27 protein-coding genes, 1 tRNA gene and 1 pseudogene are annotated in these 25556 nt (G+C 67.0%); 12 read left to right on the forward strand and 17 right to left on the reverse strand.

Annotated elements, in window-relative coordinates; translation table 11 throughout:
• Positions 1–8 precede the first annotated feature (8 nt).
• Positions 9–635 (forward strand): dephospho-CoA kinase, encoded by a 627-nt coding sequence (gene coaE, locus AC3IPM_RS15150; RefSeq protein WP_489300832.1) that lies wholly within the window; start codon positions 9–11, stop codon positions 633–635.
• Here coaE and AC3IPM_RS15155 read toward each other — a convergent pair.
• The 10 genes from AC3IPM_RS15155 to AC3IPM_RS15200 form a co-directional block, all read right to left on the reverse strand.
• Entirely contained in the window at positions 632–2005 is a 1374-nt protein-coding gene (locus AC3IPM_RS15155) for a sensor histidine kinase (RefSeq protein WP_489300833.1), read from the reverse strand. The two genes, coaE and AC3IPM_RS15155, sit on opposite strands and share 4 nt — an antisense overlap.
• Positions 1968–2645 (reverse strand): response regulator transcription factor, encoded by a 678-nt coding sequence (locus AC3IPM_RS15160; protein WP_017356179.1) that lies wholly within the window; start codon positions 2643–2645, stop codon positions 1968–1970. Before AC3IPM_RS15160 ends, AC3IPM_RS15155 begins: the two co-directional genes overlap by 38 nt.
• Positions 2646–2790: 145 nt before the next feature.
• Positions 2791–3261 (reverse strand): hypothetical protein, encoded by a 471-nt coding sequence (locus AC3IPM_RS15165; RefSeq protein ID WP_489304170.1) that lies wholly within the window; start codon positions 3259–3261, stop codon positions 2791–2793.
• 250 nt (positions 3262–3511) lie between these two features.
• Positions 3512–4405: a 30S ribosomal protein S6--L-glutamate ligase gene (rimK, locus tag AC3IPM_RS15170; protein WP_489300834.1), complete on the reverse strand. Its 894-nt coding sequence runs from the start codon at positions 4403–4405 to the stop codon at positions 3512–3514.
• Positions 4406–4490: 85 nt separating this feature from the next.
• Positions 4491–5234, reverse strand: coding sequence for a hypothetical protein (locus AC3IPM_RS15175; protein ID WP_489300835.1), 744 nt, complete (start codon positions 5232–5234; stop codon positions 4491–4493).
• Positions 5235–5284: 50 nt separating this feature from the next.
• On the reverse strand, positions 5285–5896 hold the full coding sequence (locus AC3IPM_RS15180) for a DUF3299 domain-containing protein (protein WP_489300836.1): 612 nt from the start codon (positions 5894–5896) through the stop codon (positions 5285–5287).
• Positions 5886–6431 carry a DUF3299 domain-containing protein gene (locus AC3IPM_RS15185; RefSeq protein ID WP_489300837.1) on the reverse strand — a complete coding sequence of 182 codons (546 nt, stop codon included), beginning with the start codon at positions 6429–6431 and terminating at the stop codon, positions 5886–5888. Before AC3IPM_RS15185 ends, AC3IPM_RS15180 begins: the two co-directional genes overlap by 11 nt.
• Before the next feature lie 8 nt (positions 6432–6439).
• A complete protein-coding gene (locus AC3IPM_RS15190; RefSeq protein ID WP_489300838.1) occupies positions 6440–7693 on the reverse strand; it encodes an ABC transporter permease in 1254 nt (417 codons plus the stop codon).
• The gene (locus tag AC3IPM_RS15195; RefSeq protein ID WP_489300839.1) at positions 7690–8400 is read right to left on the reverse strand and encodes an ABC transporter ATP-binding protein; all 711 of its coding nucleotides are present in this window, start codon (positions 8398–8400) and stop codon (positions 7690–7692) included. The genes AC3IPM_RS15190 and AC3IPM_RS15195 overlap by 4 nt, the downstream gene beginning before the upstream one ends.
• Complete coding sequence (locus AC3IPM_RS15200) at positions 8397–8933, reverse strand: ZrgA family zinc uptake protein (RefSeq protein WP_489300840.1); 537 nt, start codon at positions 8931–8933, stop codon at positions 8397–8399. The genes AC3IPM_RS15195 and AC3IPM_RS15200 overlap by 4 nt, the downstream gene beginning before the upstream one ends.
• A 106-nt stretch (positions 8934–9039) precedes the next feature.
• Here AC3IPM_RS15200 and AC3IPM_RS15205 point away from each other — a divergent pair, with 106 nt between their 5' ends.
• The 3 genes from AC3IPM_RS15205 (at position 9040) to AC3IPM_RS15215 (ending at position 10327) form a co-directional block, all read left to right on the forward strand.
• Entirely contained in the window at positions 9040–9450 is a 411-nt protein-coding gene (locus AC3IPM_RS15205) for a MerC domain-containing protein (RefSeq protein ID WP_489304172.1), read from the forward strand.
• 93 nt (positions 9451–9543) lie between these two features.
• The gene (locus AC3IPM_RS15210) at positions 9544–9924 is read left to right on the forward strand and encodes a hypothetical protein (RefSeq protein WP_489300841.1); all 381 of its coding nucleotides are present in this window, start codon (positions 9544–9546) and stop codon (positions 9922–9924) included.
• Between the two features lie 28 nt (positions 9925–9952).
• Positions 9953–10327 carry an EF-hand domain-containing protein gene (locus AC3IPM_RS15215; RefSeq protein WP_489300842.1) on the forward strand — a complete coding sequence of 125 codons (375 nt, stop codon included), beginning with the start codon at positions 9953–9955 and terminating at the stop codon, positions 10325–10327.
• Between the two features lie 42 nt (positions 10328–10369).
• Here the strand turns inward: AC3IPM_RS15215 and AC3IPM_RS15220 are convergent.
• Positions 10370–10443 (reverse strand) — tRNA-Gly (locus tag AC3IPM_RS15220).
• A gap of 124 nt (positions 10444–10567) precedes the next feature.
• On the reverse strand, positions 10568–12397 hold the full coding sequence (locus AC3IPM_RS15225; protein ID WP_489300843.1) for an autotransporter outer membrane beta-barrel domain-containing protein: 1830 nt from the start codon (positions 12395–12397) through the stop codon (positions 10568–10570).
• 205 nt (positions 12398–12602) lie between these two features.
• On the opposite strand from AC3IPM_RS15225, the gene thiS reads away from it, so the two are divergent.
• The 4 genes and pseudogenes from thiS to AC3IPM_RS15245 all read left to right on the forward strand — a co-directional run bounded on the left by thiS (position 12603) and on the right by AC3IPM_RS15245 (position 16251).
• Positions 12603–12803 carry a sulfur carrier protein ThiS gene (gene thiS, locus AC3IPM_RS15230; protein WP_489300845.1) on the forward strand — a complete coding sequence of 67 codons (201 nt, stop codon included), beginning with the start codon at positions 12603–12605 and terminating at the stop codon, positions 12801–12803.
• 43 nt (positions 12804–12846) lie between these two features.
• Positions 12847–13641: a thiazole synthase gene (locus AC3IPM_RS15235; protein ID WP_489300846.1), complete on the forward strand. Its 795-nt coding sequence runs from the start codon at positions 12847–12849 to the stop codon at positions 13639–13641.
• A pseudogene (gene trmB, locus AC3IPM_RS15240) lies at positions 13641–14376 on the forward strand (tRNA (guanosine(46)-N7)-methyltransferase TrmB). Before AC3IPM_RS15235 ends, trmB begins: the two are co-directional and overlap by 1 nt.
• A gap of 27 nt (positions 14377–14403) precedes the next feature.
• Positions 14404–16251 (forward strand): SLC13 family permease, encoded by a 1848-nt coding sequence (locus tag AC3IPM_RS15245; RefSeq protein WP_489300847.1) that lies wholly within the window; start codon positions 14404–14406, stop codon positions 16249–16251.
• Here the strand turns inward: AC3IPM_RS15245 and AC3IPM_RS15250 are convergent.
• Positions 16248–16595 (reverse strand): Rieske (2Fe-2S) protein, encoded by a 348-nt coding sequence (locus AC3IPM_RS15250; RefSeq protein ID WP_489300848.1) that lies wholly within the window; start codon positions 16593–16595, stop codon positions 16248–16250. The genes AC3IPM_RS15245 and AC3IPM_RS15250 overlap by 4 nt on opposite strands.
• 176 nt (positions 16596–16771) lie before the next feature.
• Here AC3IPM_RS15250 and AC3IPM_RS15255 point away from each other — a divergent pair, with 176 nt between their 5' ends.
• The 4 genes from AC3IPM_RS15255 (at position 16772) to AC3IPM_RS15270 (ending at position 19850) form a co-directional block, all read left to right on the forward strand.
• Complete coding sequence (locus AC3IPM_RS15255; protein ID WP_489300849.1) at positions 16772–17050, forward strand: hypothetical protein; 279 nt, start codon at positions 16772–16774, stop codon at positions 17048–17050.
• A 59-nt stretch (positions 17051–17109) separates the two neighbouring features.
• On the forward strand, positions 17110–17817 hold the full coding sequence (locus AC3IPM_RS15260) for a fumarylacetoacetate hydrolase family protein (protein WP_489300851.1): 708 nt from the start codon (positions 17110–17112) through the stop codon (positions 17815–17817).
• Between the two features lie 56 nt (positions 17818–17873).
• On the forward strand, positions 17874–18278 hold the full coding sequence (mscL, locus tag AC3IPM_RS15265) for a large-conductance mechanosensitive channel protein MscL (protein WP_489300852.1): 405 nt from the start codon (positions 17874–17876) through the stop codon (positions 18276–18278).
• Between the two features lie 150 nt (positions 18279–18428).
• The gene (locus tag AC3IPM_RS15270; protein ID WP_489300854.1) at positions 18429–19850 is read left to right on the forward strand and encodes a M28 family peptidase; all 1422 of its coding nucleotides are present in this window, start codon (positions 18429–18431) and stop codon (positions 19848–19850) included.
• Positions 19851–19894: 44 nt separating this feature from the next.
• Here the strand turns inward: AC3IPM_RS15270 and AC3IPM_RS15275 are convergent, their stop codons facing one another.
• The 4 genes from AC3IPM_RS15275 to AC3IPM_RS15290 form a co-directional block, all read right to left on the reverse strand.
• On the reverse strand, positions 19895–21364 hold the full coding sequence (locus AC3IPM_RS15275) for an alanine/glycine:cation symporter family protein (protein ID WP_489300855.1): 1470 nt from the start codon (positions 21362–21364) through the stop codon (positions 19895–19897).
• 67 nt (positions 21365–21431) lie between these two features.
• On the reverse strand, positions 21432–22442 hold the full coding sequence (locus AC3IPM_RS15280; protein WP_489300856.1) for a hypothetical protein: 1011 nt from the start codon (positions 22440–22442) through the stop codon (positions 21432–21434).
• 736 nt (positions 22443–23178) lie between these two features.
• Positions 23179–24018 (reverse strand): TrmH family RNA methyltransferase, encoded by an 840-nt coding sequence (locus AC3IPM_RS15285; RefSeq protein WP_489300857.1) that lies wholly within the window; start codon positions 24016–24018, stop codon positions 23179–23181.
• Complete coding sequence (locus AC3IPM_RS15290) at positions 24011–25528, reverse strand: alanine/glycine:cation symporter family protein (RefSeq protein ID WP_489300858.1); 1518 nt, start codon at positions 25526–25528, stop codon at positions 24011–24013. The genes AC3IPM_RS15285 and AC3IPM_RS15290 overlap by 8 nt, the downstream gene beginning before the upstream one ends.
• Between the last annotated feature and the right edge of the window lie 28 nt (positions 25529–25556).

A 25556-nucleotide genomic window follows, 5' to 3' on the forward strand; every position in this document is an offset into this window, starting at 1 on the left:
GCCGGCCAATGAGCGATTACATCGTGGGACTCACCGGGGGCATCGCCGCCGGCAAGAGCGCGCTCAGTCATCGTTTCGAGGCCTTGGGCATTACCGTGGCCGATGCCGACGTGGCCGCCCGCGAGGTGGTCGCGCCCGGCAGCGACGGCCTGGCCCGGATCGTCGTGCATTTCGGCACCGAAATCCTGCAGGCCGATGGGCAGCTGGACCGCGCCGCGCTGCGCGAACGCATCTTCGCCTCGGCCGAGCAACGTCAAGCCTTGGAGGCCATCACCCACCCCGCGATCCGGCAGCGGCTGCGGCAGGCCTGTGCACAGGCCGACGGCCCCTACGCGATCGCGGCGATTCCCCTGTTGACCGAGGCCGGCGGCCGCCAGCAGTACCCCTGGCTGGACCGGGTGCTGGTGGTGGACGTTCCGGTTGAGGTCCAGCATGCACGGCTGATGCTGCGCGACGGCATCACCGCCGAGCTGGCCGACCGCATGATCGCCGCCCAGGCCAGCCGCGCAGCCCGGTTGGCGTTGGCTGATGACGTGGTGGCCAATGACGGGCCGCCCGAACAGCTGCAGGCGGAAGTGGAGCGGTTGGATCGGCTGTATCGCGAATTGGCGCGGCGCGGGCCGGCGACGGCTTAGTTCAACGCCGCTGGCGAGAACGTGAGTGTGGCCACCACGCCGCGGTTCTCGCCCGGGCGCACGCTGACCTGCCAGCCATACAGATCACACAGGCGGCTGACGATGGACAGGCCAATGCCCCCGCCCTGCGAGTGCCCGGCATGGGTGCCACGGTAACCGCGCTGGAACAGTTTGGCTGCATCCTCCGCGCTCAGCCCGGGGCCGCTATCGGTGACATCAACCCGGTTGCCGGTCACGCGCACCCGCACCGAGCCTTCCTGCGAGTACTTCACCGCATTGCCGATCAGGTTGCCCAAGGCCACCGACAGCGCCGACTCCGGCGCGTCGATCACCAGGTCGCGCTCGCCTTCCAGGATCAGTTCCAGCGGCTTGCCGCCGAGCTGGGCGCGATGCGCGTCGAGCAGCTGCTCGGCCACCCGTGCCACGTTGCTGCTGCCCTGCCCGCGCTCGTTGCGCGAGAGCAGCAACAGGGAACCGATCAGATCGGTGCACTGCTGCTCGGCACGCTGGATGCGCTGCAGGCGCTGGAGCACCTTCTCATCCAGGCCCGGCCGCGCCAGCAGCAGCTCGGTCGCCCCGCGGATCACCGCCAGCGGGGTGCGCAGTTCGTGGCTGACGTCGGCGTTGAACTCACGGTCACGCTGCACCACTTCGGTCAGCCGCGAGGAATAGTCATCGAGGGCCTGCGCCAACTGCCCCACTTCATCGTCGGGGAAGCGCGGGGCCAGCGGCTCGGGCTCACTGGTGCCGCCACGGTAGGCGCGCAGGCGCGCCGCCAGGTCCGACACCGGTTTCATCACCTTGGACGCCGACCACCAGCCCAGCACCAGCGAGAGCAGGCTGAACACCAGGACCGAGAACAGCAGCGCCCGGGTGAGCTGGGACTCACCGCGGATGCTCTCGGTCATGTCGTAGGCGAGGAAGAACCAGGCCTCGGGCGTCTTGCGCACAGCGAGCTTGTAGGAGAACGGATTGCCGCGTTCATCCACGCCGCCCAGGCTGTGGATGCCATCGCCGAACTCGTACCAGTCCGGCTCCTCGAAGCGCAGCGAATCGAATTTGTCCGGCCGCACGATCCGCGCGCGCATCTGCTGCACGGGCAGGTCGGGGTTCCGCGTGGGGTCGGCGGAGTAGCGCCGCGCATACTCGTTGATGTTGCGGTTCATCACATCTTCGACCAGCTGGTTCTCCACGCGTGCGCGCGCCCAGTTGGTGGCGAACGCGAACAACGTGGTCAGGCAGAAGCCCAACAGCACGAACGAGACGATGATGCGGCTGCGCAGCCGGCGCCGATATGGCGCGCGACGGCGCTCCCCCTTGGCCGTCACCGGATCAGGCTTCCGGCGCGGCGATGCGGTATCCGATGCCATGGCGGGTCTGGATCAGCGGCACTTCGAACGGTTTGTCGACCACCGCACGCAGCCCGTGGATATGCACGCGCAGCGAATCCGAATCCGGCAGTTCTTCGCCCCAGACGCGGGTTTCCAGTTCCTGCCGGGTGACCACGGCCGGGGCCGCTTCCATCAGCGCCTGCAGGATCTTCAGCGCGGTCGGGTTGAGCTGCAGCAGCTTGCCCTGGCGGCGTACTTCCAGAGTGTCCAGGTTGTATTCCAGGTCGCCGGTTTCCAGCACGCGGGTCTGCACACCCTTGCCGCGACGCGACAGGGCATTCAGACGCACCTCGACTTCCTGCAGCGCGAACGGCTTGATCAGGTAGTCATCGGCACCGGAATCGAAGCCGGCCAGCTTGTTGTCCAGCGAATCGCGCGCGGTCAGCATCAGCACCGGGGTCTGCTTGCGGGCCTCGTTGCGCAGCTTGCGGCAGACTTCGATGCCGTCCATACCGGGCAGGTTGAGGTCCAGCACGATCGCGTCGAACTCGTGGACCACGGCCAGGTGCAACCCGGTGACGCCGTCGGCGGCGAAGTCCACGGTATGCCCGCGGTCTTCAAGGTAATCGCCCAGGTTGGCGGCGATGTCGCTGTTGTCTTCAATTACAAGAATTCGCACTGTGACCTCTGTTTCATGAGGGATAGGCCCTGACTGCAGCGCTGCGACCACCGGCCGCAGCATCTGCTGCCTTGCGCTGCCTGCTGAACAATACAGGCTTCATTCTTAATAGTAGACACCGACAGGTGCTGTCACCGCGTCAACGTCAGCTGCCGGGGTTGAGATTGTTGAAGCTCTTGTGATCGTCCAGCAGCGCCCGGCCATTGGCTTCCGCCTTGCGCCGCTGGGCCACGGTCAAGCAGACGCTCTGCTGCATGTTGCTGCCCGTGGTGCGTTCGCGCCGGCAGACCATACGGCTGTCCTCGCGGGCACGCGTCAGCACGGTGTTGACCACTTCCTGATCATTGAACACCAGGGTCTGATCTTTCGGACTGAGCTCGGTGATCAGCTCGCGGCCTTCCATCTTCAGCCGGATACGCCCGAGCGCCTGCTGCACACGGCTCTTCTCCTCCAGGCTGATTTCCCGGTACTCATCGCTGCGCAAGGCGGCATCCACCCGCGCGATCTGCGCCGCCACCGGTTCATCCGCAGTCATCTTCACAGCCTCTGCCTTGGGCTTGGCCTGCGCAGCGCCAACAAGCACCAGGGCCAAAGCAAGTACGGTCACTCTACGCATTTCACCACTCCCATCCTTCCATGAACGAAGGCCAACTTTACGAGCCTGCCGGGGCGGGAACAAGAGAACTGATGGCATACGTCCGCCGGTCGGGGCCAGGAAGAAAAAGGCCCAGACGGTGAACCGCCTGGGCCTGAAGATATTCCCGATTACCGTTCCTGCTGAGGAGGGCAGAGCTGCGGTTTGTCGAAGCCTACGCCGGGGTCGATTAAACCCTCGTTAAAACCGCTCGGCTCCGCTGAATTATTTTTCAAGACTTTGAAATTGAAGGCTTTTTCAGGCCAGCCACATGGTCGATGATGCGCCCGGCCAGGTCTTCCCGGCAGATTGCCTCGATCCCTTCCAGCCCGGGGGTGGAGTTGACCTCCAGCACCAGCGGGCCCCGGCTGGAGCGGATCAGGTCGACCCCGGCCACGCTCAGCCCCAACGCCTTGGCCGAGCGCACCGCCACCTGCTGTTCAGCCCGGCTGGCCTTGGCCGCGCGGGCACTGCCGCCGGCATGCAGGTTGGAACGGAAGTCACCGTCCGGGGCTTGGCGCTGCATCGCGCCGACCACCTGGTCGCCCACCACCAGGCAGCGCAGGTCCGCGCCTTGGGCCTCGCCGATGAACTCCTGCATCAGGAAATTGGCGTACAACCCGCGCAGGGCCTCGACGATGCCGCGCGAAGCGCTGGCCTTCTCGGTCAGGATCACGCCCCGCCCCTGGGTGCCCTCGTTGAGCTTCACCACATGGGGAGGCGGCCCCAGCATCGACAGCAGATCGACGGTGTCGTCGGGGTTGTCGCCGAACACGGTCACCGGCATGTCGATGCCTTTGGAGGCCAGGATCTGGTGCGCCCGCAGCTTGTCGCGCGCGCGCAGGATCGCGTCGGAAGGATTGGGGGTTCGTGCACCCATCATTTCGAACTGGCGCAGCACCGCCGTGCCATAGCGGGTGACCGAGGCTCCGATGCGCGGGATCACCGCATCCACCCCGGTGATCGGCCGACCCTTGTAATGCATGCTGAAACCATCCGCCGCGATCCGCATGTAGCAGCGCAACGGATCGAGGATGCGCACGGTGTGGCCACGGGCGCGGGCCGCCTCGACCAGGCGACGCGTGGAGTACAGCTTGCTGTTGCGGGAGAGGATGACGAGTTTCATCGCGGCGTGCGCAGGGCGGGAAAGCGCGCAGCATAGCGTGCGGCTGCTACCTGCGAGTGACGCCTGCCGCGCCGCGCCGCGACCCTCAGCGACACCCTTCTGGCACGGTGCGGACAATGTCCAGCACGCCGGTCGCCAACTGCTCTCCGAACGCCGGCGACAGCTCACCAGTCAGGTCTTCGCCACGTGCCCTGCGCATCGCTTCACAATGCGCCAGGATCCGCCGCCGGGCACCGGCCCTGACGGCATCGCAGCGCCACTGCGGCGGTGCCAGGGGAAACACCGCATAGCCGATCGACTGGCAGGGCTGGTTGGCCCGCTGCGCCAACGCCTGGCCGCCATACTCCGAAGGCACGCTATCCGGCCGACCTGGCGTGAAGTAGGTATCGGGGAATCCCCGTGCATACCGCTCCAGTTCCAACCGCGGCGGCCCACCCAGCGTGAAGGCATGCCCGCAGCGCACCGCGTCCGCAGCTGCCTGCACATAGCGGTAGATCGGCCGGTCCAGCGCCGGTGCGGCGGCGGTCACCTCGCTGATGCCCCCCAGCACCGGCAACTGGGCACGGCTGGCCATGCGTGCCATATCGCCACGCTGCGCGGGCACGCAGCGATCACGGGCGCTGGCGATCACCAGGAACAGCACGTCGTTGCGGAAGGCGGGCGCCGCGGTCAGCAGGGTGTTGATGCGATCGATGTCCGCCGCCGCCAAAACCGCGCCGTCGCGTGGCGTTATATCGATCGGTGGCGAGACAACCATCGCCGGAGCCGCCGGCGTCGCAACAGGTGCAGGCTGCGGCAGGATCAGGGCCAGCACCAGGCCTGCAGCCACCAGCAATGCGCCCAGCAGCCACCCACGCGGCGATGTTCGCTGCGCGGCGTTCACCCGGGCACGGCCTGCAGCTGGCCGCCCACCACCTCGTAGGAGGCATTGGCGATATCGGCGTGGAAGCGCGCCACGTGCAACGTACCGGACAGGTGGAAGGCATCCCACAACGCGGGCAGCGGCATGGGCGTGGTCAGCACCACGTGGACAATCTGATTGGGCGGCGGCGGGGGCACATGGATGCAGGCACCGTAGAACGGGACGAACAGCACTTCCTTCACCCGCCCCTCGTCATCGCTGTCCAGCGGCACCACATAGCCATCCAGCGCGACCTCGCGCCCTTCCATGGCCGCCACCACGTCGGTGGAGCCGAACTGCTGCGCACGATCGGGGCTGCTGTGGTCGATGACCATGCCCGGCAGCGTGCCCGAGCCACTGTCGTCGATCAGGCCACCGGGAACGCGCTGTGCTGCCAGCCCGATGCCGCCGATGACCGGCGGTGGGCGAAGGTTACGGCCCGCCTCGGGCATGAGGGCTTCCCAGTCCGTCACCGCCGTGCTGGAGGCCGCAGCACCGGCCACCACCTCCGTTGCCTGCGTCCGCGGCTGGCAGCCGGACACGACCAGCGCCAACAACCACAGCAACGCGACCGATCGCTCAGGGTTCATAGGGCTTCAAACGCGCGTCGCGCATGCTGTACGCCGATCCCGCCAGCGCATCGTTGGAGGTTTCCCCGACCAGCGTTCCGGCCAGGAAGAAAGGGGCATACATGTCCGGCATCGGAATGGGCGCTGCCAGGCGCACGTGCACGATCTGGTTGGGGGGCGGCGGGGGCACGTGGATGCAGGCGCCGTAGTAGGGAACAAACAGGAACTCGCGCAGGCGGCCGTCGGTGTCATTTTCCAACGGCACCACGTAGCCAGGTAGCCGGACCGGGCGTGCCAGCACCCGCGCGACGGTACGGAACGTTCCCACCTGTGCCATCGCGCGGTCGCCGGCATGGTCCACCACCGGCGCATCGCCGTCCTGCAGGGCGTTGAGTTCGTCGGCGGGCAGCATGTCCAGCCAGTCCAGCTCCTGCTCGACCACGACGCGCGCAGGCGTGCCGTGCTGCGGTGGCGGCTGTGCCGGGGCCGCACCACCGGACGGCGCGCGGCACGCAGTGGCGAGCATCGTCGTGGCAGCCAGCAGCACGGGGAGCATGGGCAGCCTCATGTCCGCGGCGAGAGTCCGTCGGCGAGCGTGCGCCGGTAGGCCAGCAGCGCCGGCAGCAGGCCCGCCAGCGCGCCGCCCACGATGATCAGCGCCACCCACGCGCACTCCCGGGCATCGGGGCCGACCCGGTCGATCGCCAGGCCGTAGATTTCCAGCAGCCAGCCCCGTGCGAGCAGACTGCCGACACCCAGCATCGCGACTGCCAGTGCGCATGCCGCTGCCGTCACCAGGGTGGCCTCGAAGACCAGCAGTGTGGCCACAGAACGCGGGCGCGCACCCAGCGCGCGCAGCACGGCCATTTCCTGCCGTCGTTCCTGCAACGTGGCCACCAGCAACGCGACCAGCGAGGTCAAACCGAGCAGCACGACCAATGCGCTGATCAGGCGCAGCGCACTTTCCGCCGTCCCCAGCGTGGCCCAGAGCTGCTGCAGCGCGACGCCGGGCATCACCGCCAGCATCGGCTCTTCGGCGTAGGTGTTGATCTGCCGCTGTACCCCAAAGGTGGCGATACGCGAGCGCAGGCCCACCAGAAAGGCGGTGATCGACGTCGGCGTCAGGTCATGCTGACGCGCCGCCTGCGCACTCACTTCCGCGCCGCGCAGGTGCACGCCGGACTGCCAATCCAGATGGATCGCCTCGATCGCGGCAAGCGAGACCAGTACGCTGGTATCCACCGGTGTACCGGTCCGCTGCAGCACGCCGACCACCCGGAAAGGCTTGTCGGCGTGGTCGCTCAGGCTCACCCGGCCGGTGCCATGGGCAAGCACGATTTCATCGCCCACTTTGTGCTGCAGGCGCTTGGCCACTTCCGCGCCGATCACGGCATCGTAGAGATCATCGAAACGCGTCCCGTTGGCGACCACCACGGGATGCCCGGCCCCGAAACGATAGTGATCGAAGAAGGCCGACGTGGTGCCGACCACGCGGAAGCCGCGGTAGGAATCGCCCAGCGACAACGGCACCGTCCAGGCCACTTCCTTCAGCGTGGACAGCGCCTGATAGCTCTGCCAGGAGACGTTGTTGGTGGCATCGCCGATATGGAAGATCGCATAGAGCAGCAGGTTGACCGGCCCGGAGCGCGCCCCCACCACCAGATCCGTACCGGACACCGTACTGGCAAAGCCGGCATGCGCCTGGGTGCGGATCCGCTCGACACCCAGCAGCAGACACACGCTCAAGGTAATCACCAGCAGCGTCAGCAGCACGCTGAGCCGGCGGCTGCGCAGGCTGGCCAAGGCAAGCCGGATCATGCGCCCGCCTGCCGTTCCGGTCCTGCCCGGTTGATCTCGTCAAGCACGACGACGGTATCGAACAGCGGCGCCAGCGTGGGGGCATGGCTGATCACGATGCTGCTGATGCCGTCCTGACGGCAGGCCTGCCCGACCTGCTGGAGCAGCGAGGCTGCCGCGACGGGATCGAGTGCGGAGGTGGGCTCATCGGCCAGCAGCAGGCGCGGCCTTCCCACCAGCGCCCGGGCCGCGGCCACACGTTGCTGCTGGCCGACGCTCAAGCGACCTGCCGGCCGTGTCCACACCGCGCCCGGGTCCAGCGCGAGCCCCTGCAGCAGCCCTGCGATACGTTCGTCCAAGGCCTTTGCACTCCGTACCCGACGTTGGCGCGAGACGAAGTTCAGGCCCAGCGCGATGTTGTCGCGCACGCTCAGGAACGGCAGCAGATTGAACTGTTGGAACAGGACGCCGCAGTGATCCGCGCGAAACCGATCGCGCGCGGCGCCGCTCAACGTGGACAGGTCCTGCCCCGCCACCTCCACCCGCCCGTGCGCAGCGCGCAGCACCCCGGCGATCAGGCCAAGCAGAGTGCTCTTGCCACCGCCACTGGCACCGCGCAACAGCAGTTGCTGCCCGGCAGGCAGCGTGAAGTGCGGGATGTCGAGCACGGCGGCGTGACCCGGATAGGCGAAGCGGACTGCTTCCAGGCGGACGGCGGGCGCGCTCATTGCGGCAGCACCACGCGCTGTTCCGCGCCTCGCAGTACCACCCGGCCCTGGCCCTTGACGGTGGCGATTTCCACTACCGTTTCGTGCAGTGCCGGGAAGTACGCCGCCAACGTCACCTGCAGGTGCGCCAACTGAGACGGCGCGGTGCAGCGATAGCGCAGCTGTGCCTCGAAGCCGGCGTGATGGTGGGCATGACCTTCAGCGTCCGCGTGCCCCGCTTCGCCCGCCGAGAATCCATCGGCGCGCACCTGATGGTTGATCAGTGCGCACCCGGCGGCGGCGGGCAGCTGTATCCATCGTCCCCCTTCCAGCACCGCGATGGCCCGCGTGAGCTGGTCGCGTTCGGTGGGTGTGGCCGGCGCGCGCTCGAAACTGAGAATGCCCATGCCCGGCGCCTGCAGCGCGATGTCCATATCGCCGCCGTCGATCCCCACCTGGACGGTGGCCTGGCCATGTACATGCGGCGCCAGTTGCCGGGGTTGATGGGCAACGGCCGCCGTCGGCAGCACCAGAAGCAGAAGCAGGACTCTCATCGCGATTTCCATATTGTTATACTGTAACAATATGGAGCTTACTCCCACGCACAACGGAAGTCACACCGGCCCCGCCACCCGCCTCGGACTGCACCGCCACCTGGACATGGCCGCCGCCGGGCTTTCACTGGGCTGCGCGGTGCACTGCATGGCCCTGCCCCTCGCGCTGGCCTTCCTTCCCGGGGCGCTGATCGCGCTGCGCTCCTTCCAGCATCCCCTGCACGGCACGATGACGCTGCTGCTGCAGCTGTCACGCTGGGAATGGGCGATTGCGTTGCTGGCCGCCACGGTGTGCCTGGCCAGCGTCGGCTGGGGCTGGCGCCGCCACCGAAGGGCATTGCCGGTCGCGCTGGCACTGATCGGCAGCACCACGCTGATGCTCGCTTCGCTGCAGTTCCGCGACGTCGTGGTGCTGCATGGTCTGTGCTCGGCGATCGGCGGTGCCTTGATGGCCGCCGCGCATCTGCGCAATCGGGCGTCACTGTCGCGGCTGCGCCGGGGCAGCGCGACGCCGTAGCGGGCCACGTCGGCCGCGGCCGTGCCAGCCTGCCGCAATGTCCGGCGCGTCTACTGGCGCCCGCCAGCAGATTGGCGTAACGGAGAAAGGATCATGATGCTGAAAACAGGGCGCATCGCGCTGTGGCTGGGTGCGCTCGCCCCGCTGCTGATGCTGATGTCCCATGCCGGACCGGCCCATGCGCAGCGCTGGGATCAGCCGCGTCCGGAGTGGAACCAGAATCGCTGGGAGCGTGATCGCGAAGAGGCCGACCGGCGCGACCGGGAGCGCAGGCGCCGCGACGATGCCAAAGCTACCGGCGTGGTGGTGGGCGTAGTCGGTACGGCCATCGTGGCGAGCATCATCGCCGCCGCCGCGAGCAAAGAGAAGGAACAACGCGCGCGAGCGGACTACTGCGTGCGCCGCTACGGCAACTACGACCGCGCCACTGACACCTACCGCGCCACAGACGGCTACACCTACCGCTGCCAGTGAAGCGCTCAACCCAGGAAATCAGCACGACATGAAGAAGATCGCGATGGTGGCATTCCTCTCCGCCGTATCCAGCGTCGTCGGCGCGGCCCCCGCCGACACGAAGCAGGCTTACATCGACAGCAGTTTCGCCAGCATGGATACCAACGGCGATGGCCGGGTCGACAAGGCCGAGTACGCGCATTTCCAGCAGGCGCGCTTCAGCAAACAGGCGCAGGCCATCGATGACGCCTTCAAGGCGATGGACACGAACAAGGACGGCAGGATCAGCAAGGCCGAAGCGGCGGTAGTGGCGGAAATCGAGAAGTACTTCGACGGCCTGGATACCGACAAGGATGGCTTCCTGTCGCTGGCAGAGATGCAGCAGGCGATGGTGGCGGCGCAGACGGCGGATACGCCCAGGTAAGCGCACACCGGGAGATTCACACCCCTGCCATGAAGCAGGACGTGGAGCGGGTGAAGGGAATCGAACCCTCGTCAGTAGCTTGGGAAGCTACAGCTCTACCATTGAGCTACACCCGCGCGGTGCTGGACAAGTCTATGCGGCGGACCGGCAAAAACGCAACGGGCGGCACCTGGCCGCCCGTTGTATCAGGCTTTCGCCCGCCCTGCGCAGCGCCCTTGCCGGCACGCTGCGCACGGTGGATCAGAAGCTGCCGCTGAAGCTGGCGAACAGCGTCGCGTCGCGGGCACGCTTCTGCAGCGTGGTGGTGCTCAGGCCGACATTGCTGTTCAGGCCCCACAGGTTCAGGCGTGCACCCAGCACCGCGGTGGCGTAGTTCTTGTCGAACTCCAGGCCCGGCACCTTGTACATGCCCGCTTCCGGCATGGTCTGCAGCCAGGCGCCCGCCTGCTTGCCGTCTTCGAACTCGTGGTCGTATGTGACCTGCACGTACGGCTTGACGGTGCCGCCGTCGAAGCGCGCCTGCCAGCCGATGCGGCCGACGGTGGAGTCCAGGTCCTGGTCGGCATAGCCCAGCGCCGAGGCGCTCAGGTTGCTTTCGGTGTAGCCGTCCAGCTTGACCTTCTGCCAGATCACGGCGGCCACCGGACCGTGGCGGAAGCCACCCTCGGCGCCGAACTCATAACCCGCGTTCAGTGCGACGGTCAGGTTGCTGCCTTCCGGCGAACCGGTGTGCTCGCGGGTAGCCGGGCCCAGCTGCAGCTTGCGGGTCACGTCGTAATCCAGCCAGCTGTAGCTGACCTGGCCATTGACCCAGGCACGCTCGCCATACCAGCCGGCGAACAGACCCAGCGAGGTGTCGGACTGGGTGAAGTCACCCTTGCTGTTGCCGAAGTCGGCGTCCATGCGGCCGTAGCCGGCGAAGCCGCCGACGACCATGCCGTCGCGTGCCCAATCGACACCGAACAGGCCGGCCGGGGCCATGCCGTCGTACAGGTCGGCGTGTGCGTAGCGCTGCATGTCGCCACGCAGGTTGCCCCACCAGCTCAGGCCGTCGGCCGGACGGCCGTCAAGATGCCAGCTGACCTGGTCGGCGCGCGAGCGGCCCACGGTCTGTGCCGAATGGGTCAGGATCTGCTGCAGGCGCGGTGCCTCCAGGATCGACCGGGTGTACTGGCCCAGCATTTCGTGGGTGGCCAGGGTCGGGTGCACGCCGTCGGCGAACACGTAGCTGGTCGCCGCATCCGGGGCCGCATAGCTGGTCGGGTTGCAGGTCAGCGAGGAGGCGGTGGTGCAGGCCATGTTGGTGACGTTGCGGAAGCCGTAGGTGGCCGGGTTGGCAACGATTTCCTGCAGAATGTGGAAGGTGTCCACCGGAATCACCTGCAGGCCGGCCGCCTTCAAGCCACCAAACAGCGCATCGTTGTACGCCTTGGCCAGTGCGGTGCCGCCGGCCATCGCCGCCGGGCCACCGGCACGGGCGCCCGGGGTCAGGCCGATGTCGGGAATGGTCGGCACCACGATGTACTGGGCACCGGCCGACTTGAGGGTATTGACGATGCCGACCTGGTCGGCCACCGCTGCGCCCAGGGTCGCCTGTACCGGCGCACCGTTCTGGATCGCGAACAGATCATTAGCACCGCCCCACACCGTGTACAGGGCGTTGGCATCCGCCTTGCCGCCGTTGGCGGCCAGGTACTGCGCGGTCTGGGTCTTCAGCGAGTACACCGGCACGGCCGGGGTCCCCGGGGCCAGCACCTGGCTGGTGTCCACACCAACGCGCGCGCCGCCGATGGCGTAGTTGTCGCCGCCCTGGCCATTGCCGTGGGCCGTGCCATTGGTGCCGTAGTAGTTGGAGACGTACTGCGCGTAGGTCCAACCCGGGTTGGTGGTGAACTGGCCGGTGACCGGCTGAACCGCCGCCGGCAGCAGCGGCCGGAAGTAACCGGCGTCGGTCAGGCTGTCGCCGATGAACACCGTCCTGGAGTACGGCGACTGCGCCATTGCCGGCACGGCAGCCAGAGCGATGGCGACGGCCATCAATGAACGCAGCGGACGCTTGCTGAGCAGCATGGAAAATTCCTTCTTGGAGTGGGTAAACCGCCGACGTACGCCGGCGCACGGTGATATGGTTTCACTGCACTCCGGGGACATCACGCTGCGCTGCCGCATGAAATGCGCCGGGCGTGGCGAGGGCCCCTGCGCGGACTGCCTCCGCGCCGATTCGAGTGGGGCGGCAAGGGTACGCAGCCCAGTCGCATTGAGGGACAATGACGACATGAATATCGTGCTCAACGGCGGTCCCCGCCAGCTTCCGCAAAGTGCCACCGTCCAGGACCTGCTGCAGGCCGAACAGCTGCTCGAACGCCGCGTCGCGGTCGAGGTCAATGGCGAGATCATCACCCGCAGCCAGCACGCCCAGCACCCGCTGCAGGACGGCGACGTGGTCGAGATCGTGCATGCCCTGGGGGGCGGCTGAACCGACCGGACAGCGGGACGCGCGATAGGCGATAATTGAGGGCATGAATGCACATGCCCCCACTGATTCGCTGGTGATCGCCGGCAAGACCTACGCATCCCGGCTGCTGACCGGGACCGGCAAGTTCAAGGATCTGGACGAAACCCGCATCGCCACCGAGGCGGCCGGGGCCCGGATCGTCACCGTGGCGATCCGCCGCACCAATATCGGGCAGAACCCGGGCGAGCCGAACCTGCTCGACGTGCTGCCGCCTGACCGCTACACCATCCTGCCCAACACCGCCGGCTGCTACACCGCCGAAGACGCCGTACGTACCTGCCGGCTGGCCCGCGAGCTGCTGGACGGCCACAACCTGACCAAGCTCGAAGTGCTGGGCGACCAGAAGACCCTGTACCCGGACGTGATCCAGACCCTCAAGGCGGCCGAGCAGCTGGTCAAGGATGGCTTCGAGGTGATGGTCTACACCTCCGACGACCCGATCCTGGCCAAGCGCCTGGAAGAGATCGGCTGCGCTGCGGTGATGCCGCTGGCCGCGCCGATCGGCTCGGGCCTGGGCATCCAGAACAAGTACAACCTGTTGGAAATCATCGAGAACGCCAAGGTGCCGATCATTGTCGATGCCGGCGTCGGTACCGCCTCCGATGCGGCCATCGCGATGGAGCTGGGCTGCGATGGCGTGTTGATGAACACCGCCATCGCCGGAGCCCGCAACCCGGTGTTGATGGCCAGCGCGATGCGCAAGGCGGTCGAGGCCGGCCGCGAGGCCTTCCTGGCCGGGCGCATTCCGCGCAAGCGCTACGCCAGCGCCTCCTCGCCGGTGGACGGGTTGATCGGCTGATGACCAATCCCTTCGACAGCGCCGGCGCCAAGGCGCCCGCCAAACCCTTCACCGTCACCGAAGGCCGCCGCGAGGTGCGCAGCTTCGTGTTGCGCCAGGGCCGCTTCACCCCGGCCCAGCAGCGCGCGTTCGATGATCGCTGGCCGCGTTTCGGGCAGGACTTCAACGGGGAGCCGCGCGACCTGGCCGCCACCTTCGGGCGCCAGGCGCACACGGTGCTGGAAATCGGCTTCGGCAACGGCGCCGCGCTGCGCTTCGCCGCCCAGCACGACCCCAGCCGCAATTACATCGGCATCGAAGTGCACGCCCCCGGCGTGGGCCGCCTGCTCAATGCGCTGGCCGATGACAACGCCGAGCACGTGCGTCTGTACCACCACGATGCGGTGGAGGTGCTGGAGAAGGAAATCGCCGATGGCGCGCTCGACGAAGTGCGGATCTATTTCCCCGATCCGTGGCACAAGAAGCGCCACAACAAGCGTCGCCTGATCCAGCCGGCGTTCGCTGCCCTGCTGGTGCGCAAGCTGCGTGTTGGCGGCCGCCTGCATTGCGCGACCGACTGGGAAGACTACGCCGAGCAGATGTGGGAAGTGCTCGAACGCGACCCCCGGGCTGGTCAACCGCGCCGGTCCGCGTGGGCAGGTGGAACGGCCAGCATGGCGCCCACAGACGCATTTCGAAACCCGTGGCCAGAAGCTCGGCCATGGCGTGTGGGACCTGTTGTACGACCGCACCTGATCCCTTTCCAAGGAACCGCGCCACCCCATGGATACCGCGCTGACGCTGACCACCGATATGAAGCTCGTGCTTGGGCTGGTCGGCTTCACGATGGCGATGTTCCTGTTCGAGCGCATCCGCGCCGACGTGGTCGCGCTGGTGGTGCTGGTGGTACTCGGGGTGACCGGCCTGATCGCGCCGGAGGAAATCTTCGGCGGCTTCTCCGGCAACGCGGTGATGAGCATCATCGCCACCACCATCCTCGGCGCGGGCCTGGACCGCACCGGGGCCCTGAACAGGTTGGCGGCGTGGCTGCTGCGGCGTGGGCACGGGGTTGAAACCCGCCTGTTGATGATGACCACCGCCATCGCCGGCTTGAACTCCTCGTTCATGCAGAATCCTTCGGTGATGGCGCTGTACCTGCCCGTGGCCTCGCGGCTGGCCGCGCGCACCGGGCTCACCCTGCAGCGGTTGCTGCTGCCGATCGCCGCGGCGATCGTGATGGGGGGCGCGCTGACCATGGTCGGCAACTCGCCGCTGATCCTGCTCAACGATCTTCTGGCCTCGGCCAACAACAACCTGCCCTCGGGCCTGGCCACCATCGAACCGCTGCGGATGTTCGCGCCGCTGCCGATCGGTCTGGCGCTGCTGGTCGCCTCGCTGCTGTACTTCCGCTATTTCGGCGACCGCAAGCTGGTCGAGGAAGAAACCCTGGCCAACGACGGGGTCACTCCGGCGCGCACCGAAAGCTATTTCGCCAAGACCTACGGCATCGAGGGCGATGTGTTCGAGCTGGTGGTCAGCGCCGAGAGTCCGCTGGTCGGCATGACCCTGGGCGAGGCGGAGAACGTGCACGATGCGCCGCTGATGCTGGCCCTCAAAACCGGCAATGACACCCGCCTGGCACCGCCGGCGGAGATGCGCATCTGGGTGGGCAGCGTGCTCGGGGTGATGGGCGCGCGCCAGCAGGTCAGCGACTTCGCGCAGAACCAGTTCCTGCGCATGTCCTCGCGCCTGAAGCACCTGGGCGACCTGTTCAACCCCAGCCGCGCCGGCATCTCCGAGGCGGTGATCCCGCCGACCTCCGATGTGATCGGCAAGAGTGCCTCGGACCTGCGCCTGCGCAAGCAGCGCGGTATCAGCCTGCTGGCAATCAACCGCGACAAGCAGGTGATCCGCGAAGACGTGCGCAACGTGCCGCTGCGCGCCGGTGACATGCTGGTCTTCCACAGCATCTGGACCGACCTGGCGCAGGCCGCCAAGAGCCGCGACTTCGTAGTGGTCACCGACTATCCCAAGGGCGAGCAGCGCCCGCACAAGTTCAAGATCGCGATGAGCATCTTCGCCATCACCATCCTGATCGCGCTGACCTCCAAGCTGCCGGTCGCGCTGACCCTGATGACCGGCGTAGCCGGCATGCTGCTGACCGGCGTGCTGCGCATGGACGAGGCGTACGCGTCGATCAACTGGAAAACGGTGTTCATGATGGCCGGGCTGATTCCGCTCGGCTGGGCGATGGACAGCAGCGGCGCGGCGGCCTGGGTGGCCGGGCATACCATCGACCGCCTGCCGACCGGCATCCCGATATGGGTGCTGGAGATCGCCCTGGCGCTGCTGACCACGGTGTTCTCACTGGTCATCAGCCATGTCGGGGCGACCATCGTGATGGTGCCGATCGCGGTCAACCTGGCACTGGCGACGGGCGGCAATCCCACCGCGTTCGCGCTGATCGTGGCGTTGTCGGCCTCCAACAACCTGATGACCGCCTCCAACCCGGTGATCTCGATGATCACCGGCCCGGCCAACTACACCCCGCGCGAGCTGTGGCGCGTCGGCGCACCGCTGTCGTTGATCTACACCAGCGTGGTGGTGTTGATGATCAACCTGATGTTCTAGGCCAGAAACACCTGGCCATCGCGCACCTGCAGCGGCACCACGCGCAGGCGATCGCCCTTGCACGGGCCGGCCACACAGGCGCCATCGTCCAACGAGAACGACGCCCCGTGCGCGGCACAGACCAGATGTCCCTCGCGGCTCTTCAGGAACTGCCCCGGTGCCCAGTCCAGGCGGCGGCCGGCATGCGGACAGATGTTCAGCCAGCCGCGCACCTGCTCGCCGTTGCGGTACAGCACGACCGACTCGCTGTCCCCGTCGAAACTCGCCTCGACATCGGCAAAGCCCCCGTCGGCAATGGCATCCAGGGCAATCAGCGGGGCGGCGGCGGTGTCGGAAACGGGCATGGATGTTGGGCATTGCGAGGGAGCCGCATTGTCTCACGCCCTCATGTGGCTGGCTCCGCGATGAACACAAGTCATTGATTTGAAATGAACGGGCGACACAATTAACGAGTTTTTCACTCAATGACAGTAGCCACCCCGGATACTCATGGCTCGCTGACTTCAGCCAAAGAAACGCCATGTACAGCCGCTACTTCCAGTTCAACCAGTTCCGCACCCTGTTCGCGCCGCGCAAGCCGCGCCATCCGTTGGTGCGCGTTGCGGTGGGTCTGTTGGGCCTGGCGATCCTGGCCGCACTGGTGTTTGTCGGGGTGTTCGTGGGCGCGGCGATGATCATCGCCGGGCTGGCCTGGAAGCTGCTCGCGCAGCGTCGCCAGAATGCACGCCCGGCCGACCCGAACGTGGTCGATGCCGAGTACCGCGTGGTCCGCAAGCAGGCATTGCCGCTTTCGCGTTGATGGAACGCCGCGCGCACACGTTCTAGACTGCCGGTGACTTCAGGCAACAGGACGCGAGCATGACCGATGTAATCCCCACGCCCGTGCAGCCGCGCATTCCGGTGGCCGGCGGCGGCACGTTTCCGGTGCGCCGGATCTACTGCGTTGGCCGTAATTTCGCCGACCATGCGCGCGAGATGGGCGCGGCCGTGCCGGCCGCCGATGACCGTGGCCGCCCGATGTTCTTCAGCAAGCCGGCCGATGCGATCGTGGTCGGCCACGACGATGTGATCCCCTACCCGCCCTCCACCCACGACCTGCACCACGAAGTGGAACTGGTGGTGGCGATCGGCCGTGATGCCCCGGCCGGCGTACTGCCGGTGGACCAGGCCGAAGCGCTGGTGTTCGGCTACGGGGTTGGCCTGGACCTGACCCGCCGTGACCTGCAGGCCGCCGCCAAGGCCAAGGGCCACCCGTGGGATCCGGCCAAGGGCTTCGACGCATCCGCCCCGGTCAGTGAACTGGTGCCGGCCGGTGAAGTCGGCGATCTGGCCGCGCTCAACCTGTCGCTGGAGATCAATGGCGAAGTCCGCCAGCAATCGCTTCTGGACCAGATGATCTGGAACGTGCCGGAGATCCTGCACGAGCTGTCCAAGCTGTGGGCACTGAAGGCCGGCGACCTGGTCTTCATGGGCACCCCGGCCGGGGTCGCCGCGCTGCAGCCCGGCGACCGCTTCAGCGCGCGCCTGGAGAACGTCGCCGAACGCCACGGCATCATCGCCGGATGACGGCGACTGGGTTACGCTGCGCCGTCCTTTGATAACCCCCGCGACAGGAGACCCCGATGGGAATGCTTACTGAGTTCAAGGAATTCGCCATGCGTGGCAACGTCATCGACCTGGCGGTTGGTGTCGTCATCGGTGCCGCGTTCGGCAAGATCGTCACCGCCCTGGTCGACAAGATCATCATGCCGCCGCTGGGCTGGGCCATTGGCCGCGTGGATTTCTCGCAACTGGTCTGGACCCTGTCACCGGCCCGGCTGGCTGAGGACGGCAAGGAGATCCCGGCGGTGGTGATCGGCTACGGCGATTTCCTCAACACCCTGGTGCAGTTCGTCATCGTGGCCTTCGCCATTTTCCTGGTGGTCAAGGTGATCAACCGCCTGGCCCGCAAGCAGGAAGCCGCCCCGGCCGCACCGGCCGAAGAAGTGCTGCTGCTGCGCGAGATCCGCGACAACCTCAAGCGCTGAGGCCAGCCGCGGCAGAATTCCGAAAGCCCCGCTCCGGCGGGGCTTTCGCGTATGGAGAACAGCGTCCACGCAACCATGACCTCCCGCCCATGTGCGGTTCCGGCAGGCTGCTAAGCTCGGGGGCTTCCGCCCCGTTTCCCGGAGTTGTCCATGCGTCGCCGCCTCCTTGCCATCGCATCCTCCCTCGCCCTGCTGGCCGCCCCGGCGTTCGCGGCGACGGGCACCACCACCTTGCCGCCCAAGTCCCTGGCCACCGCGGCTGAACTGCGCGAGCAGGCGCTCAAGGACGACACCGGCTGGAAGGTGGTGGAATCGCTCACCACCGAAATCGGGCCGCGCATTGCCGGCGGCGAAGCCGATGCCCGCGCCGTGGCCTGGGCCGTGGCCAAGTTCAAGGCGCTGGGCTTTGACAAGGTCTGGACCGAGCCGGTCACCTTCCCCAAGTGGGAGCGCCGCAGTGAACACGCAGAAGTCACCGGCAAACACGCCCAGCCGCTGGCCATCACCGCGCTCGGCGGCAGCCCGGGCGGCACGGTCGAGGCCGAAGTGGTGCGTTTCGTCGACCTCGCCGCACTGCAGGCGGCGCCGGCCGGCGCGCTGAAGGGCAAGATCGCCTTCGTCGATTACCAGATGACCGCCTACCGCGATGGCCGTGACTACGGCAACGGTGGCGCGGTGCGCAGCAAGGGCCCGTCCGAGGCGATCCGCAAGGGTGCCATCGGCTTCGTGATGCGCTCGGCCGGTACCGATTCGCACCGCGTGCCGCATACCGGCATCACCCGTTTCGACGACGGCCTCACGCCGGTGCCGTCGGCCGCGTTGTCGGTGCCCGATGCCAACCAGTTGGCCCGCCTGATCGCGCTCGGCAGCACCACGCTGAAGCTGCGTCTGGACTGCGGTTGGGACGGCAAGGCAACGTCCTACAACGTGATCGGTGAGATCACCGGGCGCAGCCTGCCCAAGGAAGTGGTGGTCATCGGCGGCCACCTGGATTCGTGGGACCTGGGCACCGGCGCGGTCGACGATGGTGCGGGTGTGGGCATCACCATGGCGGCCGGCCACCTGATCGGCCAGCTCAAGCAGGCGCCCAAGCGCAGCATCCGGGTGATCGCCTTCGCCAATGAAGAACAGGGCCTCTACGGCGGCAAGGCCTACGCCGAGGCGCATGCCAAGGACGTGGCATTGCACCAGCTCGCCGCCGAAAGCGATTTTGGCGCCGGCCGCATCTATGCCTTCAACACCGGCTCGCCGAACCCGCAGGGCTCGCGCGAGGCAACCCGGCAGATCGCCGAAGTGCTCAAGCCGCTGGGCATCGAATACAGCGCCGACAAGGGCGGCCCGGGCCCGGATGTGGGCCCGCTGGCTGCCAAGGGCGGTGCCTGGGCGTGGCTGGCGCAGGATGGCAGCGACTACTTCCACCTGCACCACACCGCCGATGACACCCTGGACAAGATCGACCCGGCAGCGCTGGCGCAGAACGTGGCCGCCTACACCGTGTTCGCCTACCTGGCCGCCGAGGCCGATGGCAGCTTCGGCAGCGAAGCCAAGCCGACCACGCCGCCGAACGAGTGAGCCTGTGCGCCGACCGTGGCCACCTGCCACGGTCGGCACCCGCTTCAACGCGGCTCTGTTGCGGCTCCGCCGCGCTGCCACAAGGTGGCGTTGGCGACCCCGGCCTGCTCGGGGTCGAAGACCGGATCGATGCCCGCACGACGGCTCTTTTCATAATCGCGCAGGGCGGCCAACGCCGGCTTCTGCAACAGCAGCAGCGCGATGATGTTCAACCACGCCATCAGCCCCACGCCGATGTCGCCCAGCGACCACGCCACGGTCGCACTGTTGACCGCCGACCATGCCGCCGCGCCCAGGAACGCCAGCCGGAACAGCCGCAGCGTCCACGGTGAGCGCCGGTTGCGGCGCAGGTACACCACGTTGGTCTCGGCCGTGTAGTACAGCGCCAGCATCGTGGTGAACGCGAACGGCAGGATCGCCAACGCAATGAAGGCCGTACCGAAACCGGGCAATGCCGATTCGACCGCGTGCTGCACGAACTGCGGCCCCGCCTCCACGCCGGGCAGATGCGCCACGATCATGCGGGCACCCTCGGCCGCCAGCGGGTCGTGCACGTTGTAGGCGCCGGTGGACAGCACCAGGAACGCCGTGGCGCTGCACACCACCAGCGTGTCGATGTAGACCGAGAACGCCTGTACCAGCCCCTGCTTGACCGGGTGCGAGACCTCGGCGGCCGCGGCCGGATGCGCACCGGTCCCCATGCCGGCCTCGTTGGACATCACCCCACGCCGCACGCCCCACTGGATGGCGGTGCCGATCATCGCGCCGAACGCGGCGTCGGTGCCGAACGCGCTGTCGATGATCAGGGCGAACATGCCCGGCACCGACTCCAGGTTGAGCGCCATCACGATCGCCGCCACCAGCAGGTAGCCCAGCGCCATGAACGGCACGATCACCTGTGCGACCTGCGCGATGCGCCGCACCCCACCGAAGATCACCAGCCCGACCACCAGCACCACGCCAGTGGCTGAGTACGCCGCCGGTATGCCCCAGGCGCCGTCCAGCGCACTGACGATGGCATTGGACTGCGTGCCCGGCAGCAACAGCCCGCAGCCGATCACCGTGCTCCAGGCGAACAGCACCGCGTACCAGCGTTGGCCAAGCGCCTTTTCGATGTAGTACGCCGGGCCGCCGCGATACATGCCATCGGCATCGCGATCCTTGTAGATCTGCGCCAGCGTGGATTCGATGAAGGCGCTGGATGCTCCCAGGAAGGCCACGCACCACATCCAGAAGATCGCGCCCGGCCCACCGAAAGCGATCGCCATGGCCACGCCGGCAATGTTGCCCACACCGACGCGACTGGACAGCGACAGGCTCAGCGCCTGGAACGAGGACACACCGGCGGCGGAACTGTTGGACTTGAACAACAGCCGCAGCATGTCCGGCAGCGCGCGCAGCTGGATGAACCGCGTGCGCACGCTGAAGTACAGCCCGGCCAGCAGACACAACCCGACCAGCATCGGGCTCCAGACCAGGCCCAGCAACTGGGCGACTACATCTTCCACATTCATGACCGACTCCGTGTAGCAGGGAAACCGGCGGCGCGTGGCGGCGCCGGCAGGGATGGCGGCATGCGCCTCAGAAGAACATTCCCAACGCGATCTGCGGGCTGATGAAGTGGCCGCTGTTGCGCCCGCCCACGCTGAACTCCACGCCGGCGATCAAGCCGACCGTGGGACTGAAGTGGTACTCCACCGCCGGTGCCAGGCTCACGCTGCGGCTGGCGGGGCGACGCTGGTCGATGCGCTGCAGGCCGTCGGTGCCGGGCGCGTAGCCGGTCAGGTGTTGATCGCTTTCGCGACTGGCCGAGACCTCGAACACGCCAACCCAGCGCGAACTGAAGCTGTACTCGGCACCCACCGACAGCCCGAGCAGCGAGCCGCGCGCGATGCTGCCGCGGAAGCCCTCGTCGGTGCCATAGACGCTGGCGTCGTGCAGGGCGACGCGCGCGGGCGCCGGGCTGGCACTGAGTTGGCCGCGCCAGCGCAGTGGCCGCCCGTTGGGCAGCCAGAGCACCTGCTGCACACCCAGCGCGGCAGTGGTGCGCTGTACCCCATCGCCCTGCGCATTGAGCGGGTTGCCGCCGATGCGGTCATAGCTGCCGGTGGCAAAGCGCTGCACCAGCGCCACCGAGATGGCCGGGCGCGTGCCGTCGGCATTGGCGGCCTGCAGCAGGTACTGCAGGCGCGCGGTGGTGTCGCCGGCACGGAAACCACCACTACGCGTGCCACTGGATTCGGCACGCGCAGCACTGAGGTTGACCTGGGCGGTGACGCGTTCGCCCATGCCGTAGGCAATCGGCACCACGGTCAACCAGGCACCGCTGTCACCGTCGCTGCGCTGACGACGGCCATCACCGTCGTAGTAGCGATTGCTGTCAACGCGAACGAGGTAGGGTTCGACGTACCAGTTGCCGCGCGGCATGCCGGCAGGATTGGCGGTGATCAAGGGGCCGGTGAAGTTGACACCGTCCAGGCTGCGCGCCTGTTCCGCAGCTGAAACCGGCAGGCAGAAGCCAACGGAGGAGGCCAGCGCAAGCGCGGCGGCGATACGGGGAACACGGGAAAAACGGGGAATGGACAAGCGCATGGAACGACTCCCGAAAGGCGGACAGGGCAGCGGTGTCACACCACACCGCCGCGCCAATCTGCACATCGAGAACACGCACAACAACGTCATAAACCCGTATTTTTCCCGATCTGTGCGACACCGCACGCACGGCGTTTTGCACGAATCGCAATGGTGTTGAAACGCGCGATAGCGCGTGAATCGCGATGGGATTCGTCATCGATCGATGCGATGCGAACATCGCCCTTCATTTGAACGGCATGATCGAGATTCGATCAAAGGCGCAGATCAAGAGCGGTGCGTCGTTGCTGCGCGCTTGGGCAAGCGAAGGTTCTTCTCTCATTGCAGCGACTCACGCGCAGATCAACAGCGGCGGTTGCGTTCTGGGTGTGAGGCGAGCGTTGCGGCCCGCGCCCCAGCCATCTACCCCGCGGGCCTTACAAGGAAAAATGCGCCGTGGACTTCTCCGCAGAGGGGAGAAGAACCAAAAAAAAGCCCGGCCGCAAAGCGACCGGGCTACCGGGACTCGTCACACCCCACGCGGTGAGCGCCACAGACATACTGCGGTCCGGACAACGGCGCCGCGCTGGGTGGGTGTCTCTCCTCACCTACGCAGCACAGCGCCATCTATCACTGTGCGCAGGGACAATGCCCGGCACTATGCGAAAAATCCGAATCCACTGTAGTCACGACGAAATCGGAGCATCCGATCACACCGCGTTGGGCAAGCGCGCAGGCGCGCTACCCGAAAACTGCTTCAATCCGACGTATGACCGTACCAATGTGCCAGCAACACGGCCGTTGCCGACGCCACGTTGAGGCTTTCCACCGCGCCGCTGCCGGGGATGGAAACCTGCAGGTCGCAGTCCTGGGCCAGCTCGCGGTCCATGCCTTCGCCCTCGGCGCCCATCACGTAGACCAGACGCGCCGGCAGCGCGGTGGCGAACAGGTTGTCGCCGCCTTCCACCAGCGTGGCCGCCAGGCCGAACCCGGCCTCACGCAACTGCGCCATCGCCTCGGGCAGCGCCGGCAGGCGCACCAGTGGCACCGCTTCGGCGCCGCCTTCGGCCACGCGCGCGGCTGCACCGGACAACGCCAGCGTCGCACCGGGCGGCAGCAACAGGCCGGCCACGCCGAAATGCGCCGCCGAACGCAGGATCGCGCCGAAGTTGTGCGGGTTGCCCACGCCGTCCAGCCACAGCGCCAGTACCGGTTTGTCACCCGGCAGCGTCTGCAGCCAGTCGTCCAGCTCCAGCATCGGTGCACGCAGCACGTCGGCCACGATGCCTTCGTGGTGGGTGGTGGCAGCCAGCTTGTTGAGGTCGCCCTCCTCCACCACGCGGTAGCCGACCCGGTTGGCCACGCACCACTTCAGCAGCGGCTGCAGGCGCGGGATCAGCGCCTCGGTCAGGTACAGCTTGCGCAGCGCCTGCGGGCGCTTTTCGAACAATGCCTGCACTGCATTCCAGCCATACAGCCGCAACTCGTCGTTGCCACGACCGGGCGGCGGGGTCTGGCCCGGGTCGCGCGGCGGCAGCGGGGTGGCCCGCGGCGGTCGCGCCGACGGGCGGCGGGCATTTTTCCAGGGATCATTCACTACGGGACTGCTCCAGCTTGCGTTGACGCCAGAAATCGGCGTTCTTGATGCCCAATGCATCGGGGTCGAAGATCGGATCGAGGCCGAGCTTCTTCTGTCGTTCGTAATCGCGCAGCGCGATCAACGCCGGCTTCTGCACGATCAGGATGGCGATGATGTTCAACCAGGCCATCAGGCCCACGCCGATGTCGCCCAGCGCCCACGCCATTTTCGCATTGTGGAAGGCGCCGAACACGACCATGCCGATCAGGCCCAGGCGCAGCAGCAGCACGGTCAGCGGGCGATTGCGGTTGTTGTTGATGTAGCTGAGGTTGGTTTCGGCCATGTAGTAATAGGCCATGATCGTGGTGAACGCGAAGAAGAAGATCGCGATCGCCACGAACCCTGCGCCCCAGCCCGGCAGTGCGGTTTCCACCGCGGCCTGTGCGTAGCCGGCGCCTTCGCTGATCCCGGCCAGGCCGGCAAACAACGGCGCGGCACCTTCCACCGGCGAATACACGTTGTAGGTGCCTGCGGCCAGGATCAGGAACGCGGTGGCGGTGCACACCATCATGGTGTCGAAGTAGATTGCGAAAGCCTGCACGTAGCCCTGCTTGGCCGGGTGCGAAACCTCGGAGGCAGCGGCGGCGTGCGGCCCGGTACCCTGGCCGGCTTCATTGGCATAGATGCCGCGCTTGACGCCCCACTCCACCGCCAGGCCCATCATCGCGCCGAACGCGGCGTGCGCGCCGAAGGCACTGCTGAACACGGTGCGGAACATGTCCGGCACGCGGTCGGCGTTGAGGATCATGATCACGATGGCCATCAGGATGAAGGCGGCGGCCATGAACGGCACCACCACTTCGGCAAAGTTGGCGATGCGCTTGACGCCGCCGAAGATGATCACCGCCACCAGCAGGGCCACCGCACTGCCGATACCGAGCTTCAGCGCCTGGATCGTTTCCATGCCCATCCACTGGCCGTCCAGCTGGCCGCACAGCGCGGTGCCACGGCAGGCGTTGATGAAGCTGTCGGCGATGGCATTGGCCTGCACGCCGGGCATCAGGAAGCCGGTGGCGATGATGGTGGCCGTGGCGAAGGCCAGCGCGTACCACTTCAGGCCCATCGCCTTTTCGATGTAGTACGCCGGGCCACCGCGGTAGCGGCCTTCGGCGTCCTTGGTCTTGTAGATCTGCGCCAGGGTGCACTCGACAAAGGAGGTCGAGGCCCCGAGGAAGCCCATCACCCACATCCAGAAGATCGCGCCGGGGCCGCCGAAGGCGATCGCGGTGGCCACACCGGCGATGTTGCCGATGCCCATGCGCCCGGCCATCGACATCGCCAGCGCCTGGAACGAGGACACACCGGCTTCGGATTTCTCACCCTTGACGGTGAGCCGGCACATTTCCACGAAACCACGGACCTGCATGAAGCGGGTGCGGGCGCTGAAGTACAGGCCAGCGGCCAGACACAGGAAGATCAGGAATTTGCTCCAGATGATCCCGTTGATGAAATTGACTACTACTTCCACGCGCTCTCTCCAGTCGGCGGAAACAAAA

The organism is Stenotrophomonas sp. GL_111 (genome assembly GCF_057835245.1).